Annotated in this window: 19 protein-coding genes, 1 tRNA gene and 2 pseudogenes; 15 read left to right on the top strand and 7 right to left on the bottom strand. The window is 61.8% G+C overall.

The genetic code is table 11. The annotated features are described in order from the left end of the window. Nucleotides 1-13: 13 nt before the first annotated feature. The gene (locus ACUDCK_RS21685; protein WP_054501107.1) at nt 14-817 is read left to right on the top strand and encodes a GNAT family N-acetyltransferase; all 804 of its coding nucleotides are present in this window, start codon (nt 14-16) and stop codon (nt 815-817) included. 178 nt (nt 818-995) lie between these two features. On the opposite strand, the gene ppx is transcribed toward ACUDCK_RS21685, so the two are convergent. Beyond that, the gene (gene ppx, locus ACUDCK_RS21680; RefSeq protein ID WP_175167547.1) at nt 996-2,495 is read right to left on the bottom strand and encodes an exopolyphosphatase; all 1,500 of its coding nucleotides are present in this window, start codon (nt 2,493-2,495) and stop codon (nt 996-998) included. Between the two features lie 219 nt (nt 2,496-2,714). On the opposite strand from ppx, the gene ppk1 reads away from it, so the two are divergent. From ppk1 to pstB, 5 genes are all read left to right on the top strand, one after another. Next, on the top strand, nt 2,715-4,790 hold the full coding sequence (gene ppk1, locus ACUDCK_RS21675; RefSeq protein ID WP_054501109.1) for a polyphosphate kinase 1: 2,076 nt from the start codon (nt 2,715-2,717) through the stop codon (nt 4,788-4,790). Nucleotides 4,791-5,319: 529 nt separating this feature from the next. Then, entirely contained in the window at nt 5,320-6,360 is a 1,041-nt protein-coding gene (gene pstS, locus ACUDCK_RS21670) for a phosphate ABC transporter substrate-binding protein PstS (protein ID WP_064524069.1), read from the top strand. A gap of 139 nt (nt 6,361-6,499) precedes the next feature. Next, entirely contained in the window at nt 6,500-7,516 is a 1,017-nt protein-coding gene (pstC, locus tag ACUDCK_RS21665) for a phosphate ABC transporter permease subunit PstC (protein WP_054501111.1), read from the top strand. 23 nt (nt 7,517-7,539) lie between these two features. After that, the gene (pstA, locus tag ACUDCK_RS21660; RefSeq protein ID WP_080977466.1) at nt 7,540-8,394 is read left to right on the top strand and encodes a phosphate ABC transporter permease PstA; all 855 of its coding nucleotides are present in this window, start codon (nt 7,540-7,542) and stop codon (nt 8,392-8,394) included. A 47-nt stretch (nt 8,395-8,441) separates the two neighbouring features. Beyond that, on the top strand, nt 8,442-9,218 hold the full coding sequence (gene pstB, locus ACUDCK_RS21655; protein ID WP_006385463.1) for a phosphate ABC transporter ATP-binding protein PstB: 777 nt from the start codon (nt 8,442-8,444) through the stop codon (nt 9,216-9,218). Between the two features lie 148 nt (nt 9,219-9,366). Here pstB and ACUDCK_RS21650 read toward each other — a convergent pair whose 3' ends face one another. Next, nucleotides 9,367-10,722: an MFS transporter gene (locus tag ACUDCK_RS21650; protein WP_116792840.1), complete on the bottom strand. Its 1,356-nt coding sequence runs from the start codon at nt 10,720-10,722 to the stop codon at nt 9,367-9,369. A gap of 155 nt (nt 10,723-10,877) precedes the next feature. Here ACUDCK_RS21650 and ACUDCK_RS21645 point away from each other — a divergent pair. From ACUDCK_RS21645 to ACUDCK_RS21630, 4 genes are all read left to right on the top strand, one after another. Further along, a tRNA-Pro gene (locus ACUDCK_RS21645) sits at nt 10,878-10,954 on the top strand. 2,627 nt (nt 10,955-13,581) lie between these two features. Further along, nucleotides 13,582-13,716, top strand: a complete 135-nt coding sequence (locus ACUDCK_RS21640) for a hypothetical protein (RefSeq protein WP_445659258.1) — start codon at nt 13,582-13,584, stop codon at nt 13,714-13,716. Between the two features lie 202 nt (nt 13,717-13,918). Continuing rightward, entirely contained in the window at nt 13,919-14,587 is a 669-nt protein-coding gene (locus ACUDCK_RS21635) for a hypothetical protein (RefSeq protein WP_082388583.1), read from the top strand. Between the two features lie 99 nt (nt 14,588-14,686). Continuing rightward, nucleotides 14,687-15,718 (top strand): ImmA/IrrE family metallo-endopeptidase, encoded by a 1,032-nt coding sequence (locus tag ACUDCK_RS21630; RefSeq protein ID WP_242610515.1) that lies wholly within the window; start codon nt 14,687-14,689, stop codon nt 15,716-15,718. 934 nt (nt 15,719-16,652) lie between these two features. On the opposite strand, the gene ACUDCK_RS21625 is transcribed toward ACUDCK_RS21630, so the two are convergent. Then, the gene (locus ACUDCK_RS21625; RefSeq protein ID WP_175167548.1) at nt 16,653-17,177 is read right to left on the bottom strand and encodes an AAA family ATPase; all 525 of its coding nucleotides are present in this window, start codon (nt 17,175-17,177) and stop codon (nt 16,653-16,655) included. A gap of 555 nt (nt 17,178-17,732) precedes the next feature. Between ACUDCK_RS21625 and ACUDCK_RS21620 the strand changes: the two genes are divergently transcribed. The 5 genes from ACUDCK_RS21620 (at nt 17,733) to ACUDCK_RS21600 (ending at nt 22,908) form a co-directional block, all read left to right on the top strand. Beyond that, a complete protein-coding gene (locus ACUDCK_RS21620; RefSeq protein WP_445659257.1) occupies nt 17,733-19,091 on the top strand; it encodes an MATE family efflux transporter in 1,359 nt (452 codons plus the stop codon). Between the two features lie 120 nt (nt 19,092-19,211). Beyond that, on the top strand, nt 19,212-20,162 hold the full coding sequence (locus ACUDCK_RS21615) for a GlxA family transcriptional regulator (RefSeq protein ID WP_054501239.1): 951 nt from the start codon (nt 19,212-19,214) through the stop codon (nt 20,160-20,162). A gap of 128 nt (nt 20,163-20,290) precedes the next feature. After that, entirely contained in the window at nt 20,291-21,049 is a 759-nt protein-coding gene (locus ACUDCK_RS21610; protein WP_006385422.1) for an SDR family oxidoreductase, read from the top strand. Between the two features lie 57 nt (nt 21,050-21,106). Beyond that, nucleotides 21,107-22,300 carry an MFS transporter gene (locus tag ACUDCK_RS21605; RefSeq protein WP_054501117.1) on the top strand — a complete coding sequence of 398 codons (1,194 nt, stop codon included), beginning with the start codon at nt 21,107-21,109 and terminating at the stop codon, nt 22,298-22,300. A gap of 68 nt (nt 22,301-22,368) precedes the next feature. Continuing rightward, nucleotides 22,369-22,908: a carboxymuconolactone decarboxylase family protein gene (locus tag ACUDCK_RS21600; protein ID WP_006385420.1), complete on the top strand. Its 540-nt coding sequence runs from the start codon at nt 22,369-22,371 to the stop codon at nt 22,906-22,908. A 122-nt stretch (nt 22,909-23,030) separates the two neighbouring features. Here ACUDCK_RS21600 and istB read toward each other — a convergent pair. From istB to ACUDCK_RS21580, 4 genes and pseudogenes are all read right to left on the bottom strand, one after another. Further along, nucleotides 23,031-23,681 (bottom strand): annotated as a pseudogene (gene istB, locus ACUDCK_RS21595) (IS21-like element helper ATPase IstB); the annotation flags it as partial. Next, nucleotides 23,671-24,522: pseudogene (locus ACUDCK_RS21590) on the bottom strand (Mu transposase domain-containing protein); the annotation flags it as partial. The pseudogenes ACUDCK_RS21590 and istB, both read right to left, overlap by 11 nt. 20 nt (nt 24,523-24,542) lie before the next feature. Continuing rightward, nucleotides 24,543-24,944: a VOC family protein gene (locus ACUDCK_RS21585; protein ID WP_054501120.1), complete on the bottom strand. Its 402-nt coding sequence runs from the start codon at nt 24,942-24,944 to the stop codon at nt 24,543-24,545. Between the two features lie 15 nt (nt 24,945-24,959). Further along, entirely contained in the window at nt 24,960-25,622 is a 663-nt protein-coding gene (locus ACUDCK_RS21580; RefSeq protein WP_082401825.1) for a TetR/AcrR family transcriptional regulator, read from the bottom strand. Nucleotides 25,623-25,676: the final 54 nt, after the last annotated feature.

Here is a 25,676-nt window from a genome sequence, read left to right as displayed (position 1 = left end):
GGAGCTTCGCGCAATGCTGGAACTAGCACGCATCAACCCAAGCCGTAACGCTACCGAACCGTGGACAGGCCCCGCCGCACGGGTGCTGGTGGTCGGCCTGGCGCGCACGGCCGAGGAAATTGAACAGATCCAGCGCCTGCGCTACGACGTCTTCACCGAAGACATGGGCGCGGTCTTCCCCGATGCCCAGGACGGAATCGAGCACGACCGTTTCGATCCCTTCTGCGAGCATCTGATGGTGCGCGAACTCGACACCGGCCGTGTCGTCGGCACCTACCGCATCCTCACGCCCGAAAAGGCGCGCGAGGCCGGCGGCTACTACTCGCAATCCGAATTCGACCTGTCCGGCCTCGGCGCGATCCGCGACGAGCTGGTGGAAGTGGGGCGCTCGTGCACTCACGCCGACTACCGCAACGGCGCGGTCATCATGCTGTTGTGGTCGGGCCTGGCGGAATACCTGCGCCGCGGCGGCTACCAGTACGTGCTGGGCTGCGCCAGCGTCAGCCTGCGCGACGACGGCGTCACCGCTGCCGAAGTGTGGCGCACGATTTCCAAGCAATTGCCGACAGAAGGGCAGCCGCATGTGACGCCGCTGCATCGTTATCCGGTGGAAAAACTCAACAGCACGCTGCCGGCGCGCGTACCGCCGCTGATCAAGGGCTACCTGAAGCTGGGCGCGACGGTCTGCGGCGAACCCGCCTGGGACCCGGATTTCAACGCCGCCGACTTCCCGGTGCTGCTGAAGATGGACGGCATGGACGAGCGTTACCGCCGCCATTTCGGCCTGGATCAACCCACGGCCAACGGTCAGCGCTAATCATGCGCCGCTTGTTCCGCCGCATGAAGATCAGACTGATTCGGCGGGCAACGCGGCCATTCCGCCTGGAACTCAAGCAGCTCGAACGCGAGACCGATCTGTCGCCGTTCTAGCGCCAGATGCCCGCCACGCCACACGGCCCCGGATTCTTCCGGGGCCGTGCTGTTTTGGACGCGGCTCAGAACTCGAGCAGTTCGAATGAGAAGCCCACTTTCGACCATTCGGCTTCTTCCGCGCGCAGCGTGAAGTCGCTGAGCGGGTGTTGCGCGAGCCAGTCGCGGTTCACGCGCACGACGATGGAGTCGTTGCGCATGGACGCGGTCAGGGGCAGCGGGTCGATTTCGCCGCGGCGGCGGAACAGCAGCACCGCCAGCCGCAGGCTGAGGATGGCCATCCACTGGGCGCGATTGCGCACCAGCGGCTCGAGCTTGCTCAGCTTGCCCTGGTGGCCCAGCGCCAGCAGCGCCAGCAATTGCTGGTCGGCGCGAGAAAAGCCCGGCATGTCGGCGTTCTCGAGCACGTAGGCGGTGTGCTTGTGGTAAGCGTTGTGGGCGATGGACAGGCCCACTTCGTGCAGGTCGGCGGCCCAGCCCAGGGCGGCGCGCAGGTCGGCGCGCAGTTCGGCGCGTTCGGCGCCTTCGGGCATCATCGCGTCGAACAGGCTGAGCGCGGCGCGGTGCACGCGACGCGCCTGGTTGATGTCGACGTGATAGCGCTTCATGAACTGGCGCACCGACTCGTCGCGCTTGTCGTGCTCGTCGTCGCGGCCCAGCAGGTCGTACAGCACGCCCAGGCGCAGCGCGCCGTCGCCGGTGTGCATGACATCGATGCCCAGTTCGTCGAACAGCGCGCTCATGATGGCCAGCCCGCCGGGCAGCACGTCGGCGCGCTCGACCTTGATGCCGGGCAGCTCGGACGGGATGACGCGGCCGGCGCGCACGATGCGGTCTTTCAGCTTGCTCAGGCCGGCGCGGGTGATGCCGCGTTCGGACATGCCGCCTTCGGTGAGGATGGCGTACAGCGCCTTGGCGGTGCCGGAAGAGCCGTAGGCTTCCTTCCAGCCGGTCTTGCGGTACTGCTTGGCGATGACTTCGATCTCGCGCCGCGCGGCCAGCTCGGCCTGCTTCATCTGGTGGGCGTCGACGATGCCGTCCGAGAAGAACTGGCGGCTGTAGCTGACGCAGCCCATGTAGAGCGACGACATCAGGCCGGGTTCATGGCCCTTGCCGATGATGACTTCCGTGGAGCCGCCGCCGATGTCGATCACCAGGCGCTTGTTGGGCGAGGGCGGCAGGGTGTGGACCACGCCCGAGAAGATCAGGCGGGCCTCTTCGCGGCCGGCGATGACTTCGATCGGGAAGCCCAGGGCGGCTTCGGCCCGGGGCAGGAAATCGCGGGTATTGCGCGCCACCCGGAAGGTGTTGGTGGCGACCGCGCGCACACGGTTGGGATGGAAACTGCGCAGGCGTTCGCCGAAACGTTCCAGGACCGCGATGGCCCGCTCGATGGCGTCGTCGCCAAGGCGTTTTTCGGCGTCCAGCCCGGCGGCGAGCCGGACGGTTTCCTTGAGGCGATCGATCTGGTAGATCTGGGGCGTACCGTCCTGCTGAACGATGCGTCCGATGGAGAGGCGGAAGCTGTTGGACCCGAGGTCCACGGCGGCCAGAAGTTGATCCATGCGGCTCGTAATATTGGCTGTGAGGTGGCCTGATTATAGAGACCCCATATGACAGCGCCTTCCGCTGCGGGTTTTCGCTTATGGAACAGGCAGTTGGCGCCGGGAGACCATGCTCCATGCGTCCCGGTTTTGTCGTACGCTACGCATTTGGCGTTGTGTCATAGAACCGTCACTATTTTGCAGTAAAACTCCACGCTCTCCTTACGTATGGAATCCGGTATGACCACACGCCCGCCCGCCGAGCCCTTGCTCCTGAATCGCGAGTTGTCGCTGCTCAAGTTCAACGAACGCGTGCTGGCGATGGCGGAAAATCCGAGCACGCCCCTGCTCGAACGGCTGCGCTACGTCTGTATCGTCAGTTCCAATCTTGATGAATTCTTCGAGATCCGGATCTCGAGTCTCAAGGAACAACAGCGCCAGTCGCCGAACTTGGTCGGCCCGGACGGCATGACGCCCGACCAGGCGTTCGAGAACGTCCAGCAGGCGGTGCACGAGCTGGTGGGGCGCCAGTACGCGCTGCTCAACGACGCCATCCTGCCGGCGCTGCAGGCCGAGGGTATCGCGCTGCACCATGCCTCGGAATGGAATGCCGAGCAGCAGGAATGGGCGCGCGAGGTCTTCAACCGCGACGTGATGCCGCTGCTGACGCCGATCGGGCTGGACCCGGCGCATCCGTTCCCGCGGGTCTACAACAAGAGCCTGAATTTCATCGTCTCGCTGTCCGGCGCCGACGCCTTCGGCCGCCAGGCCTCGATCGCCGTGGTGCAGGCGCCGCGCGCGCTGCCGCGCCTGATCAAGATGCCGCCAGAGCTGTCCGGCCATCCGGAAGGCTACATCCTGCTGACCTCGCTGCTGCGCGCCTTCGTCGGCGAGCTGTTCCCGGGCCTGGAGATGCTGGGCTGCTACCAGTGGCGGGTGACGCGCAACAGCGACCTGTTCGTGGACGAGGAAGAAGTCACCAACCTGCGCCACGCCCTGCAGGGCGAGCTGTCGCAGCGCAACTTCGGCGCCGCGGTGCGCCTGGAGATCGACAAGCTGACGCCGGTCGAGCTGGAAACCTTCCTGCAGCGCGAATTTTCCCTGAAGGCCGAGGACACCTACCGGGTGCCGGGGCCGGTGAACCTGTCGCGCCTGATGCAGTTGTGCAATTCGCCCAACCGGCCCGACCTGCTGTTCCCCGATTACCGCGCGCCTGTGCCGGCGCCATTCGACCGCGTCGGCGACAAGCCGGCCGAACTGTTCGAGGCCGTGGCCGAGCAGGACCGCCTGCTGCACCACCCGTACCAGTCATTCCAGCCGGTCATCGACTTCCTGACGGCCGCCGCGCTGGATCCGGACGTGATGGCCATCAAGCAGACCATCTACCGCACCGGCGAGGATTCCGAGCTGATGAAGATCCTGCTGGCCGCGGCGCGCGCCGGCAAGGAAGTGACGGTGGTGGTGGAACTGATGGCGCGCTTTGACGAGCAGACCAACATCAACTGGGCCTCCAAGCTGGAAGAGGTGGGGGCGCATGTGGTCTATGGCGTCGTGGCGCACAAGACCCACGCCAAGATGGCGGTGGTGCTGCGGCGCGAAAAGGGCCGCCTGCGCCGCTACGCCCACCTGGGCACCGGCAACTACCACCCGCGCACCGCGCGCCTGTACACCGATTTCGGCCTGCTGACCGCCGATCCCAAGCTGTGCGAGGACATGGACAAGGTGTTCGCGCAGTTGACCGGCCTGGGCGCGCGGCGCGCGCTCAAGTCGCTGATGCAGTCGCCGTTCACGATGCATGAAGGCATGGTGGCGCTGATCCGCGCCGAGGCTCGCGCGGCCAAGGCCGGCAAGCGCGCGCGCATCATGGCCAAGATGAACTCGCTGCTGGAAGAGCAGATCATCGAGGAACTCTATAAGGCCAGCCAGGCCGGCGTGAAGATCGACCTGATCGTGCGCGGCGTCTGCGCGCTGCGCGCCGGCGTGCCGGGACTGTCCGAGAACATCCGGGTGCGCTCCATCGTGGGCCGCTTCCTGGAGCATTCGCGCGTGTTCTATTTCTACGCCGAAGGCGCCGAGACGGTGTACCTGTCCTCGGCCGACTGGATGGACCGCAATTTCTTCCGCCGCGTGGAAATCGCCTTCCCGATCTACGACAAGGCCCTCAAGAAGCGCGTCATCGACGAAGCCTTCACGTTCGCCCTGCGCGACAACCAACTGGCCTGGCAGCAACAGGCCGACGGCGACTACGTCCGCGTCCGCAGCCGCCGCGAACCCTTCAACCTGCACCAGTACCTGATGCAGAAGCTGGGCGTATAGCCTCGCCCGTCCTTCTCCCAGGCCCCGCCCAGCGGGGCCTTTTCTATCCGTCCCCAACCGCCAACACCGGCAAAAAACCACCCCCCAAGGCACCGCGCTCCCAATCCAGGCCGCGCGGATCCGGCCCCGCCGGTCCACCACCGGCGCCCCCCCTGGGGCGACCTCCGTCCCCACATCCCCCACCAGCAAGCCACTCCCCCATGCCAACCGGCCCTTCCCAATCCAGGCCGCGCGGATCCGCCCCGCCGGTCCACCACCGGCGCCCCCCTGGGGCGACCTCCGCCCCCACATCCCCCACCAGCAAGCCACTCCCCATGCCAACCGCGCCCCTCCCAATCCAGGCCGCGCGGATCCGGCTCCGCCGGTCCGCCACCGGCGCCCCCCTGGGGGGGAAGCGCGCAGCGCTCCGGGGGGGGTTTATGACTGTCACTATCCTGTCACGTTGGACTTCTAACATGCGAGGGTCGCTGAAAGACGGGCAGTAGAAAGCCTGCCAAAGACTCCTCTAACGAGCACAGAAGGAACCAAGATGTTCAAACGTGTCTTCAAACAAGTTTCCCTGGGTGTCGCGCTGAGCGCCGCCGTTTTTGCCGTCCAGGCCGCCGACGTGACCGGCGCCGGCGCTTCGTTCCCGTACCCGATCTACGCCAAGTGGGCGTCGGACTACAAGGCTGCCACCAACAATGCCGTGAACTACCAGTCGATCGGTTCGGGCGGCGGCCAGCAACAGATCATCGCCAAGACCGTCGATTTCGGCGCCTCGGACGATCCCATGAAGGCCGCTGACCTGGAAAAGAATGGTCTGCTGCAGTTCCCGGCCGTCATCGGCGGCACGGTTGCCGTGGTGAACATCGACGGCGTCGAGGCGGGCAAGCTGAAGCTGTCCGGCAAGGTCCTGGGCGACATTTTCCTGGGCAAGATCAAGAAGTGGGACGACGCCGCCATCAAGGCGCTGAACCCCGACCTGAAGCTGCCGTCGGCCGACATCATCGTCGTGCACCGTTCGGACGGCTCGGGCACCACCTTCGGCTGGACCAACTATCTGTCCAAGGTGTCGCCGGAGTGGAAGGAACAGGTCGGCGAAGGCAAGGCCGTCAAGTGGCCCGTGGGCCAGGGTGGCAAGGGCAACGAAGGCGTCGCCGCCTACGTCGGCCAACTGAAGAACTCGATCGGCTACGTCGAATATGCCTACGCCAAGCAGAACAAGCTGGCCTGGACGCAACTGCAGAACAAGGACGGCAAGTTCGTCCAGCCGGAACAGAAGGCCTTCGCCGCCGCCGCCGCCAACGCCGACTGGAAGAGCGCGCCCGGCATGGGCGTGGTGCTGACGGACGAGCCGGGCGCCGATTCGTGGCCCGTCACCGCCGCCACCTTCATCCTGGTCCACAAGTCGCAAGACAAGCCGGTGCAGGGCAAGGCCGTCCTGGACTTCTTCGACTGGGCCTTCAAGAACGGCGCCAAGTCGGCTGAAGCCATGGACTACGTGCCGTTGCCGGAAGCCGTGACCAAGGAAATCCGCGCCGCCTGGGGCGAGGTCAAGTCCGCCGACGGCAAGGCTGTCTGGAAGTAAAGCGGATGCCTGGCGCGCGACATCGCGTTCGCGCGCCGGCATCGGCCCACTGCCCCGGTTGCCGGCTTGCCGCAGACCGGGGCGGGTCCCCCGGACCCACTCGTCGTTTCTCCCAAGGTTTCCTAAGGAAAGTCCATCCATGAGCGCGGTAATGGATAATAGTGTGCCGCTTTCGCCCAGCGTGGCGGACTCCGTGACTACCGGCACGCCTTCGCCTATGAAGCAAAATAAAAACGCGCTGATGGATGCGCTGTTCAAGAACCTGACCCGCCTGTTCGCCTTCCTGGTGTTCATTCTGCTGGCGGCGATTCTCATTTCCCTGATCTACGGCAGCCGCGAATCGCTGGCCAAATACGGCCTGTCGTTCCTGTGGCTGAACGACTGGGACCCGGTCAAGCAGAACTACGGCGCGGTGGTGCCCATCATCGGCACGCTGCTGACCTCGGCCATCGCCCTGATCATCGCGGTGCCGGTGTCGTTCGGCATCGCCATCTTCCTGACCGAACTGTCGCCGACCTGGCTGCGCCGCCCGCTGGGCACCGCGGTCGAGATGCTGGCGGCGATTCCGTCGATCATCTACGGCATGTGGGGCCTGTTCGTCTTCGTGCCGGTGTTCCAGCAATACGTGCAGCCGTTCCTGATCGCCACGCTCGGCAGTGTGCCGATCATCGGCGGCATGTTCGCCGGGCCTCCGTTCGGTATCGGTATCTTCACCGCCGGCCTGATCCTGTCGATCATGATCATCCCGTTCATCGCCGCGGTGATGCGCGACGTGTTCGAACTGGTGCCGGCCATGCTGAAGGAATCGGCCTACGGCCTGGGCAGCACGACCTGGGAAGTGATGTGGCGCGTGGTGCTGCCCTTCACCAAGTCGGGCGTCATCGGCGGCATCATGCTGGGCCTGGGACGCGCGCTGGGCGAGACCATGGCGGTGACCTTCGTGATCGGCAACGCCTTCAAGTGGTCCGGTTCGCTGTTCTCGCCGGGCAACTCGATCGCCTCGGCGCTGGCCAACGAATTCAATGAAGCCGGCGGCATCCAGAAGTCGGCGCTGCTGGAACTGGGCCTGATCCTGTTCCTGATCACCACGATCGTGCTGGCCCTGGCGAAGATGCTGCTGGTCCGCCTGTCGGCCGGTGAAGGCAAGAAATCCTGACCCCGGCCCACAAGGAAAAGATCATGGCTGTCTCCGTACTCAATATGCAGAACGGCGTGTATCGCCGGCGCCGGGTGGTCAACCGCATCATGCTGACCATCTCGCTGGCCACGCTGGTGTTCGGGCTGTTCTGGCTGTTCTGGATCATCCAGACCCTGCTGTTCAAGGGCGCGCCGGCGCTGTCGTACACCCTCTTCACCGAAATCACGCCGCCGCCGGGGCAGTCCGGCGGCCTGGTCAACGCCATCTTCGGCAGCGTGATGATGGCGGGCGTGGGCACGCTGATCGGCACGCCGGTCGGCATCCTGGCCGGCACCTACCTGGCCGAATACGGCCAGCGCGGCTGGCTGGCGCCGGCCACGCGCTTCCTGAACGACGTGCTGCTGTCGGCGCCGTCCATCATCATCGGTCTGTTCATCTACGCCGTGTACGTGGCGCAAGTCGGGCACTACTCGGGTTGGGCCGGCGCCATCGCGCTGTCGATCCTGGTGATCCCGGTGGTGGTGCGCACCACCGACAACATGCTGCTGCTGGTGCCCAACAGCCTGCGCGAAGCCGCGGCCGCGCTGGGCTGCCCCAAGTGGCGCATGATCACCCTGGTGTGCTATCGCGCCGCCAAGACCGGCATCATCACCGGCGTGCTGCTGGCGATTGCCCGCATCTCGGGCGAAACCGCGCCGCTGCTGTTCACGGCGCTGTCGAACCAGTTCATGTCGACCAACATGAACGGCCCGATGGCCAACCTGCCGGTCGTGATCTACCAATACGCCGCCAGCCCCTTCAAGGACTGGAACGACCTGGCGTGGGCCGGCGCCACCCTGATTACGCTGCTGGTGCTGGGCATCAACATCATTGCCCGCAACATGTTCCGCAAATAAAGATCGCTTTGCCGGCGCGCCCGCCGCGCCGGGCCTAGGGAAACCAAATGGAAAACACCGCTACCGCCGTCAAGAACAAGATCGAGGTCAAGAACCTGAACTTCTACTACGGCAAGTTCCATGCGATCCGCAATGTGAACATGTCGATCCAGGAGAAGAAGGTCACCGCCTTCATCGGCCCGTCGGGCTGCGGCAAGTCGACGCTGCTGCGCACCTTCAACCGCATGTTCGAGCTGTATCCGGGCCAGCGCGCCGAAGGCGAGATCATCCTGGACGGCGAGAACCTGCTGACCGCCAAGACGGACATCTCGCTGATCCGAGCCAAGGTCGGCATGGTGTTCCAGAAGCCCACGCCGTTCCCCATGAGCATCTACGACAACATCGCCTTCGGCGTGCGCCTGTTCGAGCGCCTGTCCAAGGGCGAGATGGACGAGCGCGTGGAATGGGCGCTGAGCAAGGCCGCGCTGTGGAACGAAGTGAAGGACAAGCTGCACCAGAGCGGCAACAGCCTGTCGGGCGGCCAGCAACAGCGCCTGTGCATCGCGCGCGGCGTGGCCATCAAGCCGGAAGTGCTGCTGCTGGACGAGCCGTGTTCGGCGCTGGATCCGATCTCGACCGCCAAGATCGAGGAACTGATCGCCGAGCTGAAGAACGACTACACCGTCGTCATCGTGACCCACAACATGCAGCAGGCCGCTCGCTGTTCGGATTTCACCGCCTACATGTACCTGGGCGAGCTGATGGAATTCGGCCAGACCGACCAGATCTTCGTGAAGCCGTCGCGCAAGGAAACCGAGGACTACATCACCGGCCGTTTCGGCTGAGCGTCCATCGAAACGGTTGCCTGTCGGGCAGACTGCGCGATCCGCCTTGGATCCCGCATGAAACAACGGCGCACCTTCGGGTAGCGCCGTTGTCGTTTACGCCAGTCCGATTCCGCGGCGAGCGCCGCGGTGCCGGACGCTCTGCCTGTCAGGACTGCTGCTGCCCCACGGGCCGCGTGCCGGCGGCCGGCCGCGACGACGCGCCGCCCGCGTAGCGGCCAGGGATCAGGATCACAAACGCTGCCGCCAGCACCGCCGCGCACGAGAACGCAATGAAGTTCCACGCCAGCGGCAATTTCAATCCCGCCAGATAGCCGCCGACGATGGGGCCGCTCATGGCGCCGATGCGGGCGAACGACAGCGCCCAGCCGGTGGCCGCGCCGCGCGCGTGCGCCGGGTAGTAGCCGGCCAGGTAGCCGGTCAGGATCAGCGACGACGAAATGCTGCCGATGCCGGCCAGCGCCACCCACAGGTAATTGACCGCCAGCGGATTGTTGTAGGTCAGGCAGTAGATGCCGACCGCGCCCACCAGGTAGAACAGCGCCACGATCTTGCGCGGTTCGCTCTTGTCGGCGAACTGGCCCAGCACCAGGCCGCCGATGGCCGAGGCCAGGCTGAAGACCAGCAGGAACGAGATGCTCGAGCCCAGGTCGTAGCCGTTCTTGCGCATGATCTGCGGCAGCCAGGTGTTCAGGCCATACACCAGCATCATGCCCAGGAACAGCGCGCCCCAGAAGCACAGCGTGGCGCGCAGGTGGCGCGGCGCGAATACCGCGGCCATGACGTCGCGCCACGTGGCTTTTTCGCCCGTCACTTCGCGCGGGCGGAACGGTTCCAGCGAGGCAATGCCCAGGCGCTGCGCCATGGCGCGGGCGCCGGCCTCATCGCCCTTGGCCAGCAGGTATTCGAGCGATTCAGGCAGCAGGCGCGCCAGCACCGGCACCAGCAGCAGCGGCGCCGCGCCCACCAGAATCACCGCGCGCCAGCCCCAGTGCTGCAGCACCGCCATGGCCACCGCGGCGGAGCACAGGATGCCGAGCGAGTAGCCGGAATACATCACACCGTAGTTGAAGCCCCGTTTGGCGGGCGGGGAATACTCGATCGTCAGCGCCGCCGCCACCGGAATGACCCCGCCCAGTCCCAGGCCGCCGATGAAGCGGAAGGTGGCGAACCATGTCGGCGTCGGCGCCCAGGCCGCGCCGATCATGGTCAGCGAGAACAGCGTCACGCAGGCCAGCAACATGCGTCGGCGGCCCAGCAGGTCGGACAGCGTGCCGACGGCGAATGAGCCGACGAACATGCCCGCCAGCGCGTAGCTGCCCAGCATGCCGAGCTCGATCGGCGTCAGGTTCCAGTTCTTGTCGTCCGCCAGGGCGGGCAGCACCGCGCCCATGACGCCGACGTCGTAACCCTCGAACAGGATCGCCAGCCAGCAGACGAACAGCACCGTGTAGGTGGTCCGCGTGGGCGTCGCCCAGGCGGACGGAGAGGAGGCATTTGCCATGGGATTCCCGATGTATGTCGTTATTTGGTTTGTCGAATTAATTTATGCTTCAACTATATAGGTGTCAATCAGGGGATCGCCGGGCATGGCCGTGGCGAGCAGGGCATCGGGCCGTTGCACGGTGATGCGCCGGTATCTGGTATAGTTGCGACCCTCGGGGCGTAGCGCAGCCTGGTAGCGCATCTGCTTTGGGAGCAGAGGGTCGTGAGTTCGAATCCCACCGCCCCGACCAATAAAATCAAAGGGTTAGCTCAATGTCGTTGAGCTAACCCTTTTTGTTTGCTGGGCATATGGGACAACATATGGGACAACGAACTTGTAGTTGGCGGTGAGCAAGTTCAGGCGGCATCAAGGCAAGGATGTGCACTCGGTGGCAATAGCGCATTTCGGGACTTTGTGGGTCTCTGCTTGGTTCGGGTGGGCGGGCGCTTTCGCTGCACTTTGGGCCCATCAGGCCTATCCGGTGGGCTCGGGGGCTCTTGCGCTTGGGGCAGGCCAAACCCCTTCATCTGAGGCTGTGTGCGCTGGGGCAGCAAAGTGAGAGTTCCGAGCCCAGGTCGTAGAGCATCGGCGGCACCTCGCGACAGTGGAATCGTTACGACCCCGCGCCCCTTCCATCCCTGCGGCGTTATTTGTTACCGGAGCAAATGCCGAGCCGTGCTGTGGACCGGTCTTCCCCGGTTGAACTTTTAAAGCGTCGCGGCCTGTGCTCTGCATGTGCTGTGTGCATTGCACTGAGGCCATAACGCACACCTCAGTGTCAAATGCGCTATGAGCTGCGCTGAGAGAAATCAAAGTCGACGGTCTATCCGGCCCGAACCGCGGAGACTTGGCCTAGTACGGGAATGAGGGGATAGGGCATCCTTTAACCTAGTACTGATACGAGGGGTGCCTTTTCGACAATGGAAGTAGGAGTTGCCGGGGCAATGTCTTAGTGGCTGCGACAGGGGCACGGAGTCTTTCAGGCGCCTAACAGATTATTTCGCTGAGTCGACACCGGGCTGGCCGCGATTCCGCGTATGAGGCGCTGAAACTCGTCCGCAGGTCCGTCGATTTCATCCCGCCGCAACCGTCCGCACTTGTGAATCGTGAAGGGGGGGGCGGCCTTGGTGGATCCTGCTGCACCGAAGGAGCGTGGGGCGCGATTAATGCTCAGAAACACGGAACATCGGTCGCGGCAAAAAGGTCGGCAATGGCTGGACCAAGCGCGGTTCATGTCGCGGAGAAGTTAGTGGCTTGAATTGCCGACAGGGTATTTGAGTATCTCGGCCTGGCAAATAGTTCCCAGTCAAAAGAGTCCGGCTCGTGGCGTTGCAAAAATAACTCCCACCTTGAGACGCCGGCGCCGGACAGTTGCCACCCTAGTCACGTACGTCTGGAACATCGTGAACCGTTGATTGTTCCAGCTTCACTGACGGTGGGCGAGGAGCGGGGCGGCTGCCCAGCTGTGGACCATCGAACAGATCCGGAGTGTTTGGCTGGCGTAGAGATCAAGTGTTGACGCCATCCGTCAAAGCCCTTTTCAAACACCCTATCAAAATCCCCTGTCAAATATTCCGAATGTGCGGGGAAGCTTGGCGCCCCGGTGGGCATCGATTCTTGCCGTGGACAAAAGGAAGGCTGGCTCGGCGGTCTCACGTTGTAGCGAGCGGAGTCGTTGGATTGTGCAATACAGGACTCTGGCCACACCCTCCGACTTGCCCGCTTTCTTTTGCACGGCGCCAACCGTCTTCTAGACCCTGCAAGGCAAAAATTCGGAGATTCGACTCGCGTTTCAGAAACAGAGCGCGAGACCGCGCAGAACGCGCTCTGGGCTGCAATGACTCTAAAGTGGCTGCCTACCCCGTCACCCGAGGTGTTTCGACCGCTCATGCGGGCTGTGGACGCGTCTAAGGACCATCACTGCATCTACGAGGGCGTCCCATCTGGAATTGGTCCGGCCGATTGTGGCTTATCAGGTCAGACAGCGGCGCAGACGCTGTTGACACTGGCGTAGCCAGTAAAAGATTTGGGATTGGGAATGGGATTGGGATTGGTAGCTTTGCATCCGGTTTGCACTGGGTTCGAAAGTAAAACCTGGCCATAACCTGCTGGGTTTCCGCTACAGGCCCCCAGGTTCCCTCGCTTCGTGGGTATTTCTCCTATGAGGATGGCCATGGATCCTGTGTCAGCGGCGCTCATGGACCCCAAGATCTGAGCAACTGTGCTGGGGCACAGCGCGCTCCTTTACGCCGTGTTTCAGAACCAAATTGGTCGAGTGCCGCTCTAGGTTTTGATGTGGGAACCGGCGGTTAACCAAGTAGGAACCCAGCAGGATCCCAACGGGTTTCCTGTTACGAACGATGTTGCGTTGCGCTGCGGATTCTCAGTTCATATCCGGCGGTGATTGCTATCATCAGGCGTACCGACAGAGCTGTGTTTGTGGAGAAAAGCGTATGGACCTGGGTACTACAGTGATGCTCGGAGTACTTGTAGCTGTTATCGCATTCGGCCTTTGGGTCGCGAATAACATCGCTCGTTCCGAAGGACGCAACAAAGAAGACCATCAGACCTGAAGCGGCATCAGGGCGAAGGAAAATCTCGAGGTCCTCGTCTATGACCACAGGACTGGGGAGGCCGCCGACTACATCGCGGTCACACGAGAAGAAGACGACAGAGTCCTAGTGAGTCTGTATCACTGCAAGGGAGCTTGGGGGCGAACCAAATGGTGCCCGTGTTGACGACGTCTACGAAGTCACCTGCCAGCTACTAAAGTCAGTTGTTTATTGCGAATCCCGTGTGTTGGTCGAGCATGTGGAGCATCGGATAAATGAAAGGCGGCATAGGCGTCCGTCAGTCTTCAAGGTCGGCAATCTTGCAATGTTGCAAGAAATCTTGCTGAACCGGAGTGCGGACAAAGCCAGTTTCGCCATCTATGGCGTGCAGCCGGGGATTTCGAAAGGACAGATTGATGCCACCTCGCTGATCTTATGGCCTTCAGTATTGACTACGTGAAAAGAGGGGGCGCGGCCGTTGGGAAGTGGTCGGTGAATGCGTAAAAGGGACTTCCATCGGGTGGCTGCGCTCCGCATGCGGCTTCCGGGCCGCCCGTGCCAAAGAAAGGGCCGGTCCGAGCGTGGCAATAAAACAACCAGCTTCCGGTTTTTGCTCCTCGGTTGGTGGTAGAATTTCCGGAAGTTGAGGCCGAGGAGGCGCCATGTTTCTACAACCATCTTATAAACCGCAGCAACCTCTGGTCTTGAGCGACCCGCTGGACGTGCAAAAGCGTTTGTATGAGCTTGACCCGTCGTTGGATGAGGCGTTGTTGCAAGAAGCAAACCTACGCGGCTATGAGGCACGGCTGGGTGCGACCCTTGCCCATGCTCCCACTGCGGCGGGTACCTATCATTGGCATGAGTTTGTGGCGGCGCTGCGACAAGCCTTGATTCCTAAGGGCTGGGCTGCACGGGATTACAAGAATTGTCCTTGGGTGGTATCGCCTGATGAGCGCATCATGCTGTCTGTGATTACTGGTGATATCGACACCGGCAAGCCAGAGGGTAGTCCCACCAACCAGGCGGAAAAAGGGTCCGTCCTCGATGAGGCGATTCAGCAGAATCAGCTGTTCTCGAACGATGCTGATGTTGGCTCTGGGACCCAGCTGTGGGTGCTCCTCTATCACGTGGAGAGGAGCGCCACCGGGTATCGAGAAATTCGTACTGAACTATCGTTGCCATCGCGCTTCGCGCGAGGGAAAATTGAGGGTTGGTCGGAACGTATTGTTCTGGCTTCCACGCCTCTTGACCCGTATGTGGGTGGCGGCATTGATGTAACTCCTCCGGCGCAACCGATCGACGTTCCTGTCGAGCGTCGTCGCGTGGGGTAGTAAGTAAATTGGCTGCAAAGAATGTTGAACCCAGCAAGACTCGGATTTGCTCGAACACGTCGAGCATGGACAAAAGCGCGCCTGGCTCGAGAGCTGGGCGTGCAAGTCCGCTCTATTCAGGGCTATGAGTCCGGAGAGTACGCACCTGAGGCGGACAAACTAGAAAAGATTGCAGAGCTGCTGCGTTTCCCGGTGTCCTTCTTCGAGGGGGATGATATTCCTCTCATCGCAGAACACACGGCTAGCTTTCGTTCCATGTCCAAGATGTCTGCCGGGCTAAGAGACAAGGCTCTAGGCTCAGGAGAATTGGCATTTCTTCTCAATGACTGGATCGAAGCGCGTTTCAAGTTGCCTATCGCGGATTTGCCCGATTTGCGGGATCTTTCGCCTGAGGATGCCGCAGCAACGCTTCGAAGGATTTGGGGATTGGGTGAGGCGCCCATTGAGAATCTAATTCATCTGTTAGAAGCTCGGGGAATCCGCGTCTATTCGCTGGCGATAGACGCTCGTGAGGTCGACGCGTTCAGTGTATGGAATGACAATCGGCCATTCGTATTTTTGAACACCATGAAGTCTGCCGAGCATAGCCGTTTCGATGCGGCTCATGAGCTCGGCCATTTGGTGCGTGATCGCTATAGCATGCTGCATGGTGGAGAGCACACGCCCGAAATGGAAAGGGAGGCGAACGCCTTCGCATCAGCGTTTTTGATGCCGCGAGGGAACATCATCGCATCTAAGCCACGCGTGCCCACCATCCCCGGGCTGATAGAGCTTAAGCGGGTTTGGGGGGTGTCTCTGGCAGCTTTGGCCTATCGTATGAACCAGCTTTCCCTATTTACGGAGTGGGGATATCGAAGCTTGTGTATCCAAATTGCGAAACAGGGCTATCGAACGAAAGAACCTCAGCCCATGCATCGCGAGGTCTCCCAAGTTCTGGTTAAGGTCTTTGAAGCGTTGAAAGCGGAGGGATTTACTCGCGCGGATGTGGCTCGGGAGCTCTGCTTGTATCAGGATGACATTGATAATTTGACCTTCGGTCTGGTGCTGTCGTCCGTCCCAAGCGCTACCGCGACGACGGCAGAGCCTAAGGCCAGGAGTATTTCTCGCCCGTCGTTGCAGTTAGTGAAGTAAAGCGCGAAGGCCGAGGCTGGTCCGCCCAAGGGCTCAGGAAATCAAGCCGCACGTCGTTCGATAGCAGTACAGCAAATGGCGATGGTTGCCACATGGCGAGCTGCACTTATGCCTCTTTTAAAAGTAGGCTGGCCTGCATCGTTAAATCAGGGGATAAAGCTCTGAATTTCGTTGCGGGCCACGGAGGTGAACGTGGCCCAACTTATCCGTCGAGCCGTCTGCGCTTTTAAATGGCACGTGGACTTGTCGCCCTTGAGAATTCCTACCAGGCGACATGCGCCAGCGACAGATAGACGGATCTTGCGGCCACGACGTGGTCCAGTGTTCGGGAATTTTTCTTTGCTAGGTGCCTGCGGAAAGTGCCGGTGCCGTTAGCTAATTGCGAGACGCGAAGACTAAACGAACAATCCAGGAGACATTCTTCACTCTGGAAGTTCCCTCCCGTGGCACCGTCAGAGCAGGTACGGTTGTACCTCCCAACCCCAAGTACCGTACATTCCTTCATGTAGGTACGGTACGGAGGGATCACAGCTTGCGATGGCAACAGTCCGCGTATGTAGGTGATTTTCTGGGAGAATTTCGGAACTTCAGGCGGGTGAGCGCACGTGAAACCGGCCTCGATCCGCTGCCTGGTGACTTGCGTCATTCCCCGCGTGGCCTATCGCAGGCGTTCTGCCTGTGGAGGTTTGGTTTTGTGTCTCAACTTCAAACGGGGCCGCTATTTGTTCGGCATGGAGCCCTTGCTCGTGGCGACCTGAGCTTGTCCGGCACACAGCTGGCGTGGTCTGGTATCGGCCATGCGGCCACGCCCAATACGCTGGGCTGCATGGCCTCCGCGGGCTTGGACTGCGTTGGCGACAGGCCGGTTTCGACCCTGAGCCGACCTTTGCCTGGCCCGATAGCAGTCTTTCAAGACGCGTGCTGGCCGGCTTGCTCAGACGTCAAACGACGCGTTCGCCCCATCCGTGTCGAAGCTAATCTCGAACTCTTCGCATTCGAGTTCGTCGGGCGACTCCCAAAGCTTGCTCGCCATCTCGAAGACATGATCCGGTACGACCATGGAAAACGTGGGACCGCGCTCTTCATTCCTGCGTCGAACACGCGCACGACGGATTTCCAAGGGTGCGTCGAGGACATGGAGGTGAGGCGGAAATCCTTCGTTCGTGATCATTCGACAGAACTGGATTCTTGGTTGCTGCTGGATCAGACCAAGTTCGAGCACAACGTCTCGACCCGACGCCAGTACTCTGCGGCTGTGGTTCCATATCAGACCCAGCAACCGTTCTTTTCGCTCAACATACCAAGGCACAAAATCGCCGCCCGGGCGGTCTGGGCTGAACAGCGTCGCAAACCACTCGTCGAGCGGGATGTGCACGCCGTTGCTGCTTGCAGCCAGAGCCGCGCCGAAGGTGGATTTTCCAGCCCCTACCGGGCCCTCGATCAAATGAACTTGAGACATGCTTGACAGTCACTGATTAAGAAACGGGCGAGATTATCACGCGACCTCCAACGCCCGCTTCTGGCCGAGACTGTGTGAAAACTCGTGATGGACTTGTTTTCGAGGGTGTTCAAACCCTTCCCTCAACTCCGATCGTCGATCCTGAGTTGATCTGAGAGGCCAACTTCCGACATGACCCTCAGCACGGTGAGTTTTCACACAACCTCGGCCGGCAGCGGAAGTTCGATTGGATAGCCGAATGCAAGCTCAGAGTGCTTATCGGAGGCGAGTATCCAATTGCCGAAGCCGCAAGGGCCCCCGTAGAGATGGCAAGCCGTTTCACCGTGGGCAAGCTGCTACTGCACATGGCTTGAAACTGAAGACGCTTCAGCGCGTGGGCGCATGAGTCAGATGTGGGCTGGTTTGAGCAACCGGGGAAATCCGGGTGAGTCCAGCCTGACCCCTGTTTTTCGCATCTGGCTATCAGCATGGCGCGAATTGCCGTGTATTCGACATTCCCGCCAACACGACATTGGCCTATTCTGCGCCCGCCCAGAACCGTCTTCGAGTGCCGTCATGACCGCGCAGACCGATTCCCGCAGCCGTGACGTCCAGACCGAGCGCCTGCTGACCGCCCCGATTTTGCCTGTGATGTTGTCGCTTGCCGGCCCGACACTGCTGGTGATGCTCAGCCAAACGTTTGTTGGACTGATGGAGGTGTGGTTTCTCTCCCAGCTCGGTGAAGACGTGCTCGCTGGCGTGTCGGTTGTGTATCCACTGCTGGCATTGACGACGGCGCTTGCGACCGGCGCGGTCGGTGGGGGAATGCTTGGCGCGGTTGCGCGGGCGCTGGGGCGCAACGACCGCGTGCAAGCCAACGCGCTGGTTTGGCATGCTGTCGCCATTGCGGTGGCGTTTGGGCTTGTCACGGCAGGGCTCGTCTTGGCTTTTGGCTCCGCGGCGTTCAGTGCCATGGGAGCTAGCGGCGAAGCGCTTGCGCACGCCGACCACTATGCCGCCGTCGTCTTTGGCGGCGCACCGCTGATATGGCTGTTCAATGCACTGCTGGCGCTCATTCGGGGCAGTGGCAATGTGCGCTTGCCGATGCGGGTGGTGTGCGGCGGCGGCGTCATCCTGATACCGGTATCGTGGCTGCTGATCTTTGGCGCGGCAGGCTTTCAGGGGCTGGGTGTGACAGGCGGCGCGTTGGCAATGGTTTTGTATTACGTCGTTGGTAGCCTGGTTTTCGCAATATATCTTTGGCGTGGCCAAGGAGTGCTGCAGCCGGCCGCCAGACCGGTGCGGCTGCAACGTCGGCTATTTGCCGAAATTCTCAAGGTCGGCGGCGTGTCGGCCGTTATCGCGACAAGTACCAATCTCACCATCGCCATCGTTACCGGCTACGTTGGGGCGTACGGTCTGGCGGCCGTGGCCGGATACGGGGCGGCTGCGCGATTGGAATTCTTGTTGGTGCCGCTCAGTTTCGGCATCGGCGGGCCTGCCGCGATCCTGATTGGCACCAACGCTGCGGCAGGCAGGATCGATCGCGCACGCCGCGCCGCGTTGATCGCAGCCTGTCTGGGGTTCGGCGTTGCCGAGACTATTGGGTTGGTGGTTGCGATATGGCCCGAATTATGGCTGGGCGCGTTTTTGACGGACCCCGAAAGTGTGGCGACGGGAAGCGTTTACCTGCGCCATGTTGGCCCCTTTTTTGGCTTCTTCGGGCTTGGATTCACCCAGTACTGCGCCGCGCAAGGCACCGGAAAGATGGCGGTACCGTTGGCGGGGGCCTTGGCGCGCACGGTGGTGGCGTTGGGTGGGGGGCTGATCGCCACCACGCAGACCGGGCTATTCGTCAGCGTGGGCCTGGGTATGGCGGCTTTTGGTGCGGCGGGGCTTTATGCGCTGCTGCGCGATTGCCGGAAACAGGAATAACGAAGGATGGCTTTCGACGTCCAAATGGCGCAACAAAGTGGGCCGATATTTTTCAACAACGTGGATGCCGTTCCCCGTGCCGGATTAAGCTAATCTTTCATTGCCTGAAAAGGAAGCATGATGCGGCACGTTGGTTTAATCCTGGAAGATGGCTTCCAGCTGATGGGTTTGGCGGCGCTCTCTGCCTTTGAGCTCGCCAATACTGAGCTGGGCGATAAGGGCTATCGGCTGACGGTGCTCTCTGAAAAAGGCGGCACGGTCAGGTCGTCCATGAACGCAGGTATCGAAACAACGCCGCTAGGTGTCATACCCGATACCCTGATGGTTGCCGGCCAATTGGCGCCCCAGGATATTTCGCCCGGGCTGCGTGCGTATCTCGCCCGTGCGGGGGAACAAGCCCGCCGGGTGGCTGGGGTATGCACAGGCGCTTTTGTACTAGCACACGCCGGTCTGCTTGACGGCCGTACCGCCACCACGCACTGGGCGCATGCGCCGGCGCTTCGGGCGCGCTTTCCGAAGGTCAGGGTCGAAGAGGACCGAATTTTCATCCGTGACGGCAACATCTGGACGTCGGCGGGAATGTCATCGGCCATCGACCTGACGCTTGCGCTGATCGAGGACGACCATGGGGCTGCGCTTTCCCGGGCACTGGCTCGTAGGCTTGTCGTCTACCATCGTCGCCACGGCGGGCAATCGCAATTTTCGGCGATGCTTGCGCTGGAGCCTCGCTCTGACCGGGTAAAGCGCGCGCTGGCCTACGCCCGTGAAAACCTGCGCAATCCCTTGTCTGTCGAAGAGCTTGCCGAGGCTGCCAGCCTGTCACCGCGTCAGTTCAGCCGGGTATTTCGCGAAGAAACCGGGCGGTCTCCGGCCAAAGCCGTGGAAATGCTGCGCTTGGAGGCTGCGCGCGTCATGTTGGAAGACGGTCGTCACCCTTTGGAAATCGTGGCGCGTGACACGGGTTTTGCTGACCGTGACCGAATGCGGCGCGCCTTCCTGCGCAACCTTGGCCAGCCCCCGGCCAGCGTGAAGCGGAGCCTGATGTCGATGCAAGACCGCGACGCCGCCTAAGTGACCTTGGGCGGCCTGCTTATAACCGGTGTCTGTTTTTGCCGGATCTATGGCATTTGAGACTTCACCCGACCCGCGCATAGTACGTCCATCGAAGGCGCCATCCAGGCGCCACACAAGGACAAATCATGCAGATGACGGGCAACACAATCTTTATCACGGGCGGCACCTCGGGCATTGGCCGCGCGCTTGCCGAACAGTTTCATTCCCTGGGTAACAAGGTCATCATCGCCGGGCGCCGTCAGGCCCTGCTGGATGAAGTGGCCGCCGCCCATCCGGGGATCGAGGGCATCGCCCTGGACATCTCGGATGCGGCCGACATCGACCGCGTTGCCGCGCAACTGATCCGCGACTACCCGACGCTGAATGTACTGATCAACAATGCGGGGATCATGCCGTTCGACGATCCCTCGGGCCGAATCGATGATGCCGTGTCGCGCCAGATTCTCGACACGAACCTGCTTGGCCCTATCCGGCTGACCTCTGCGCTGATCGAACATCTGAAGACGCAGCCGCGCGCGACGATCATTCACAACACCTCGGTTCTGGCCTACGTGCCTATCGCCACCAATGCCGTCTATTCCGCTTCGAAGGCGGCGCTGCACTCGTATGCCTTGTCGCAACGCTTCATGCTCAAAGGCACGAGCGTGTCCGTCCAGGAAATCGCGCCTCCGTGGGTCGACACCGACCTGATCAAAAAGAGCGGTGACCCTCGCGCCATGCCGCTGGACGCCTTCATCGCCGAAACGATGAAGGGGCTGGCGACCGACGCACCGGAAGTATTTGTTGAGGCGATTCGTGCCCTGCGCGACAACCCCGGCATTGGCGAACATGAGCTGATTGACGGTTTCAACACTGAAATCGCCGCCAATCCCATCCCCGTCTAAGACGCCTGACAGGCGGGCTCGTGCCCGCACAGACTGCACTTGTAGGAGAGTTGAGTCATGACCGCAACGCTTGCCAACGATTCGCGCACGGTGTTGCTACCGGCGGGATTCCTGGCCTTGGGAACGTTCGCCATTGGCACCGAAGGCTTCATGATCGCGCCCTTGCTGCCGGTCATGGCGAAGGACTTTGCGCTGCCCGTGCCCACCATCGCGCTGTTGGTGATCGTGTTCACGCTGGTGCTGGCATTGTCGTCGCCGGTGACCACCGTGGCGACCGGCCGCATGGCCCGCAAGCAGGTGCTGCTGATTGCGATGGCCCTGTTCGCCATTGGCAACGTCGTGGCCGCGCTGTCTTCGTCGTTCACCGTGCTGATCGCCGCGCGCGTGCTGATGGCCATTGCGGCGGGGCTATATGTGCCCGCCGCCAATGGCCTGGCCGGCGTCATCGTCCCACCCACGATGCGTGGGCGTGCGCTTGCCATTGTCAGCGGGGGGCAGACATTGGCCATCGCACTGGGCCTGCCGCTTGGCGGACTGATCGGCCACGCCTTCGGCTGGCGGGCAACCTTTCTGCTGGTCGGCGCGATGAGCCTGGTGGCCATTGCAGGCATTTTCACTGGCATCGACCGTGACGCGGGGCAGGGCATCGCGGTGGCCAGTTTGCGCGAACGTGTCTCGGTGGTGGCGCAGCGTTCCGTGTTGCGCTTGCTGGCGGTCAGCCTGTTCTGGTCAATCGGTGCCTTTGCTGCCTACCCGTATATCGCCGAGTATCTGAGCGCCGTGTTGGCCTTCGGTCCATTGGAGATCACAGCATCTGTCTCGCTCTGGGGGCTTTGTGCAGCGGCGGGGGTCATGACCGGTGGGGTTCTCAACGATCGCTTCGGGGCTGGCACGGTGGTGCGCGGGTCACTCGTGCTGTTGGCGTTGTCGTTCCTGGCTTTGGCCGTTGCAACGGTGCTGCCACCGGGAGTTTCGTTGGGTCTGGTCATGAGCGCCGTGGCTGTGTGGGGCTTCACGGTGTGGTCATTCTTTCCCGCGCAGATGGCACGGCTTATCGGCGCGGGCGTCCCCTCGCAAGCGCCCGTTGCGCTAGCGCTTAACACCTCGACGATGTATTTCGGATTTTCAATCGGCAGCGCCCTAGGTGCCACCGTGTTGGGCGCTGGCGCCATTTGGGCAATTGGCGTCGTGGCGGCCATGGCGGAACTGATCGCCTTGGGCCTGAACGCCGCCATTGCGCGTAGAACTTGAATTTCTCTGTATCGGCGGGTTCACGGCTGCCGGTTTTCAGCAACACCACTTTGAAAGGAACCAAAAAAATGACTTCCCGTATCAACACGCCCGCCGCCGCTAGCGCCTCCGGCGAAACCGCCGACGTTTTCGCCGCTATCCGCAAAGCGGTGGGCATGGTCCCCAACGCCTATGCGGCCATTGGCGCCTTGAATACGCCCGCACTTAAGGTGATGCTGTCCGCCGACGCGGTGCTGGCGCAAGGCGTCCTGTCCGCGCAGGACCGCGAAACCATCAAGTTGGTGGTGAGCGCGATTGCCGGTTGTGACTACTGCGTCGCTGCACACAGCTTGGCGGGCAAGGCATCCGGCCTGCCCGTGGACACCGTGCGCGCCATCAGGGCGCTGCAGCCGACCGGCGATGCAAAGCGCGATGCGCTGATCCAATTTGTCCGGCACCTTCAAGAAGGCCGAGGCACCCTCGACGCCGAGCAATTCATGGCCTTGCGCGCGGCGGGTTATCTGGACGAGGCCGTCGTGGATATCGCATTGGCCATCGCCGTCATCACGTTTACGAACGTGTTCAATCGTGCGAATGACACCGTGGTGGAATTTCCAGAACTGAAGTAATGGGAGTGACGGGGGAAGGGGAGCAGTAAGGAGGGGCGGTCGGGTCGATGATCGTTCCCGACCCATTGCAGCCGTTCGCAGCGTCATTGGTCAAACTGTTGGTTTGCACTGAAAACTGACCCAGTCGTCATTTTTGCGTCCCCAAATATGTTCGCCCATTCAGCGAAGCTGAGATTGGTGGTGATGATGAGGCTTGTGTGCTCGTAGAGCTTGCTGATGAGGTGGAACAGCAGCGCGCCGCCGGCTTGGCTGAATGGCAGATACCCGAGTTCGTCGAGGATCACGACGTGCGAGTGCATGAGCCGGTGGGCGAGGTGTCCAGCTTTGCCGGCCTGCTTCTCGAGCTCCAACGTGTTCACCAACTCGATCGTGGAGAAGAAGCGAACGCGGCGACGCAGGTGTTCGATGGCGTGAACCGCGAAGGCCGTCGCCAGGTGCGTCTTGCCGGTGCCAGGGCCGCCAACTAGTACGACATTGTGAGCGGGTTCGATGAACTCGCCGCGGTGCAGTTGCCGGACGAGGGCTTCGTTGACCTCGCTGCATCCGAAGTCAAAGCCTTGTAAGTCTCGATATGCTGGGAACTTGGCCACCTTCATCTGATAGGCAATAGATCGCACCTCCCGCTCGGTAAGCTCGGCCCGTAGAAGCTGGCTCAAGATGGGAGAGCAGCTCTGGTATGCCGGAGAGTCTTGCTGCACGAGGTCGGTGAGCGCTTGAGCCATACCGTGCAGCTTGAGCGCCTTCAAGCGCTCGATCATGAGTTCATGCTGCATGACGTGGCTCCTGAGTGCGGAGGGTGTCGTAGCGGCCGACGTTCGCCTCGGGTTCGACTGTGAGCGAGAGCGCTTGGGGCGCCGTCAGCGGCGGTAGCAGTGTGCCGTCGAGCAGTCGGCTCAAGATGTTGAGAATGGTTTGCTTCGATGGCGTACCGGCCTCCAGCGCTAAGGTCATTGCGGCGAGGACCAGTTGCTCGTCATGCAACAAGACCAACGACAGGATCTCCACCATCTCTCTATCCCCGCCAGCGTGAGGCAGCAGCAGTGCCTGAAGTTGGCGAAATGCTTCCGGCAACGCGGTGAACGGCGCCCCATTGCGCAGCGCGCCAGGCTTGCGTTGCAGCACGGCGAGATAATGCCGCCAGTCGTAGAAAGTGGCACCACGGTCATGGCGCCGGTTGATGTGGCGAGGATGCTGCGCAATGACGTGACCTTCGGCGACGACAACGAGGCGATCCGCATAGACCCGCAAACTCACGGGCAGGTTGGCGTAGGACGCGGGGACGCTATAGCGGTCACGCTCGAAGGCGATCAAGCATGTGGGGGAAACGCGCTTGGTGTGTTCCACAAAGCCGTCGAACGGCTGGCCAACAGGCATCAGAAATGGGCGTTCCTCGGACCATATCTGCCAGATGCTCTGGTCACATGCAGGATGGCGTATCTGTTGCCACAGCCTGACGCACTCGTCGGCCAACCAGTCATTAAGCGCTTCCAAGCTCGAAAAGTGGGGCAGGCGTTGCCAGATCCGCCGCCGGCTATCCTGCACGTTCTTCTCGATCTGTCCCTTCTCCCAGCCTGACGCGGGGTTGCAGAACTGCGCATCAAACAAATAGTGGCTGGTGGCTTGAAGGTGGAAGGTCAACGCTGGGGCGGTTGCTGACAGACGACTTCCACATTGATGCCGTCCGGATCCATCACATAAGCCGCGTAGTAATTGGCATGGTAGTGGTGTCGGATGCCTGGCGGGCCGTTGTCGGTCCCGCCTGCTTCCAATGCGGCCCGGTGAAAGGCATCAACGACGGCTCTCGTTCGGGTGGCAAAAGCGATGTGGGTGCCGGTGCCGGGTGCCTCTTTGTCATGCACCCATAGGCTGGGATAGCCGTCCTTGCCGAAGCCGTGACGTGTTCCTCCTGTACGCGTCTGCTCAGGCCCGATAGTGATGACGCGGACGATGCCCAGCGGCGCGAACGCAAGCTCGTAGAAGCGACGCGAAACCTCTGCGTCGCGTACGGCAAGTTCAATGTGGTCGAGGATGGACATGGTTGTATTTGCTGGTTAAACGGTATGGAGAAACGTCTCGAACGCGTGTCCGGCGAGCTTCGCCACAGACATGAGGCGAGCCTTGGATAGCCCAGCACGTGCCGCTGCTGAAAGGCCCTGAAGAGTTGTCACGACATAGTCAGCGAGCTCGCGCGCACGTTGTGGATGAGTCAGGCTGATATAGCGTTCGACGAAAGAGGCGGCAGCGTCCCCGTGAGCGCTGGCCAACGCACGCGCCTGTGGATCGGCGGACCGCATACCCTCTGCTGCCATACAGCCGCGCTTGGTCTTTGATTTGGCGTAGAGCGTCGCAGCATGTAGGAACAGATCTTTGATTCCGTCTGCCAATGGCCGATCAGGCGTTAAAAGCTTGTCCGCCGGCAGGTTGGCTTCTTTGACGTAAATCGCTAGGCATCGTTCGAACAGGCCCGCCTTGCTCCCGTAAGCAGCGTAGAGACTAGGCGGATTGATGCCCAAGGCGCGCGTAAGCTCAGCGATGCCCACTGCGTCATAGCCTCGTTCATGAAACAGGTTCTTCGCGACGAGAACGCCAGCCTCGCGATCGAACGCCCGCCTTGGCTTGCGGGAAGGCGGATCCCCAAGGCTCTTGCAGGTAATTTCACGCTCGGCGCTCAGGACGGCGGCAGCGTCCGGTTTATTGCTCGTAGGAGGATTCATGTGTATCTCACGGAGTCGAAAACGACAAAGCCCTATTACGATGCTCTCAAGTCG

The sequence above is a fragment of the Achromobacter sp. CF-sbj1-Ac2-l genome (assembly GCF_052698165.1).
The sequence above is the reverse complement of the archived record's forward strand: the minus strand, read 5'-3'. Positions and strand labels throughout refer to the sequence as shown.

Excerpts from the sequence above, each read along its gene's own strand:
- ACUDCK_RS21685 (WP_054501107.1), top strand. The coding sequence starts at position 14 with ATGCTGGAACTAGCACGCATCAACCCAAGCCGTAACGCTACCGAACCG.
- ppx (WP_175167547.1), bottom strand. The coding sequence starts at position 2,495 with ATGGATCAACTTCTGGCCGCCGTGGACCTCGGGTCCAACAGCTTCCGC.
- ppk1 (WP_054501109.1), top strand. The coding sequence starts at position 2,715 with ATGACCACACGCCCGCCCGCCGAGCCCTTGCTCCTGAATCGCGAGTTG.
- pstS (WP_064524069.1), top strand. The coding sequence starts at position 5,320 with ATGTTCAAACGTGTCTTCAAACAAGTTTCCCTGGGTGTCGCGCTGAGC.
- pstC (WP_054501111.1), top strand. The coding sequence starts at position 6,500 with ATGAGCGCGGTAATGGATAATAGTGTGCCGCTTTCGCCCAGCGTGGCG.
- pstA (WP_080977466.1), top strand. The coding sequence starts at position 7,540 with ATGGCTGTCTCCGTACTCAATATGCAGAACGGCGTGTATCGCCGGCGC.
- pstB (WP_006385463.1), top strand. The coding sequence starts at position 8,442 with ATGGAAAACACCGCTACCGCCGTCAAGAACAAGATCGAGGTCAAGAAC.
- ACUDCK_RS21650 (WP_116792840.1), bottom strand. The coding sequence starts at position 10,722 with ATGGCAAATGCCTCCTCTCCGTCCGCCTGGGCGACGCCCACGCGGACC.
- ACUDCK_RS21640 (WP_445659258.1), top strand. The coding sequence starts at position 13,582 with ATGTTGCAAGAAATCTTGCTGAACCGGAGTGCGGACAAAGCCAGTTTC.
- ACUDCK_RS21635 (WP_082388583.1), top strand. The coding sequence starts at position 13,919 with ATGTTTCTACAACCATCTTATAAACCGCAGCAACCTCTGGTCTTGAGC.
- ACUDCK_RS21625 (WP_175167548.1), bottom strand. The coding sequence starts at position 17,177 with ATGTCTCAAGTTCATTTGATCGAGGGCCCGGTAGGGGCTGGAAAATCC.
- ACUDCK_RS21620 (WP_445659257.1), top strand. The coding sequence starts at position 17,733 with ATGACCGCGCAGACCGATTCCCGCAGCCGTGACGTCCAGACCGAGCGC.
- ACUDCK_RS21615 (WP_054501239.1), top strand. The coding sequence starts at position 19,212 with ATGCGGCACGTTGGTTTAATCCTGGAAGATGGCTTCCAGCTGATGGGT.
- ACUDCK_RS21610 (WP_006385422.1), top strand. The coding sequence starts at position 20,291 with ATGCAGATGACGGGCAACACAATCTTTATCACGGGCGGCACCTCGGGC.
- ACUDCK_RS21605 (WP_054501117.1), top strand. The coding sequence starts at position 21,107 with ATGACCGCAACGCTTGCCAACGATTCGCGCACGGTGTTGCTACCGGCG.
- ACUDCK_RS21600 (WP_006385420.1), top strand. The coding sequence starts at position 22,369 with ATGACTTCCCGTATCAACACGCCCGCCGCCGCTAGCGCCTCCGGCGAA.
- ACUDCK_RS21585 (WP_054501120.1), bottom strand. The coding sequence starts at position 24,944 with ATGTCCATCCTCGACCACATTGAACTTGCCGTACGCGACGCAGAGGTT.
- ACUDCK_RS21580 (WP_082401825.1), bottom strand. The coding sequence starts at position 25,622 with ATGAATCCTCCTACGAGCAATAAACCGGACGCTGCCGCCGTCCTGAGC.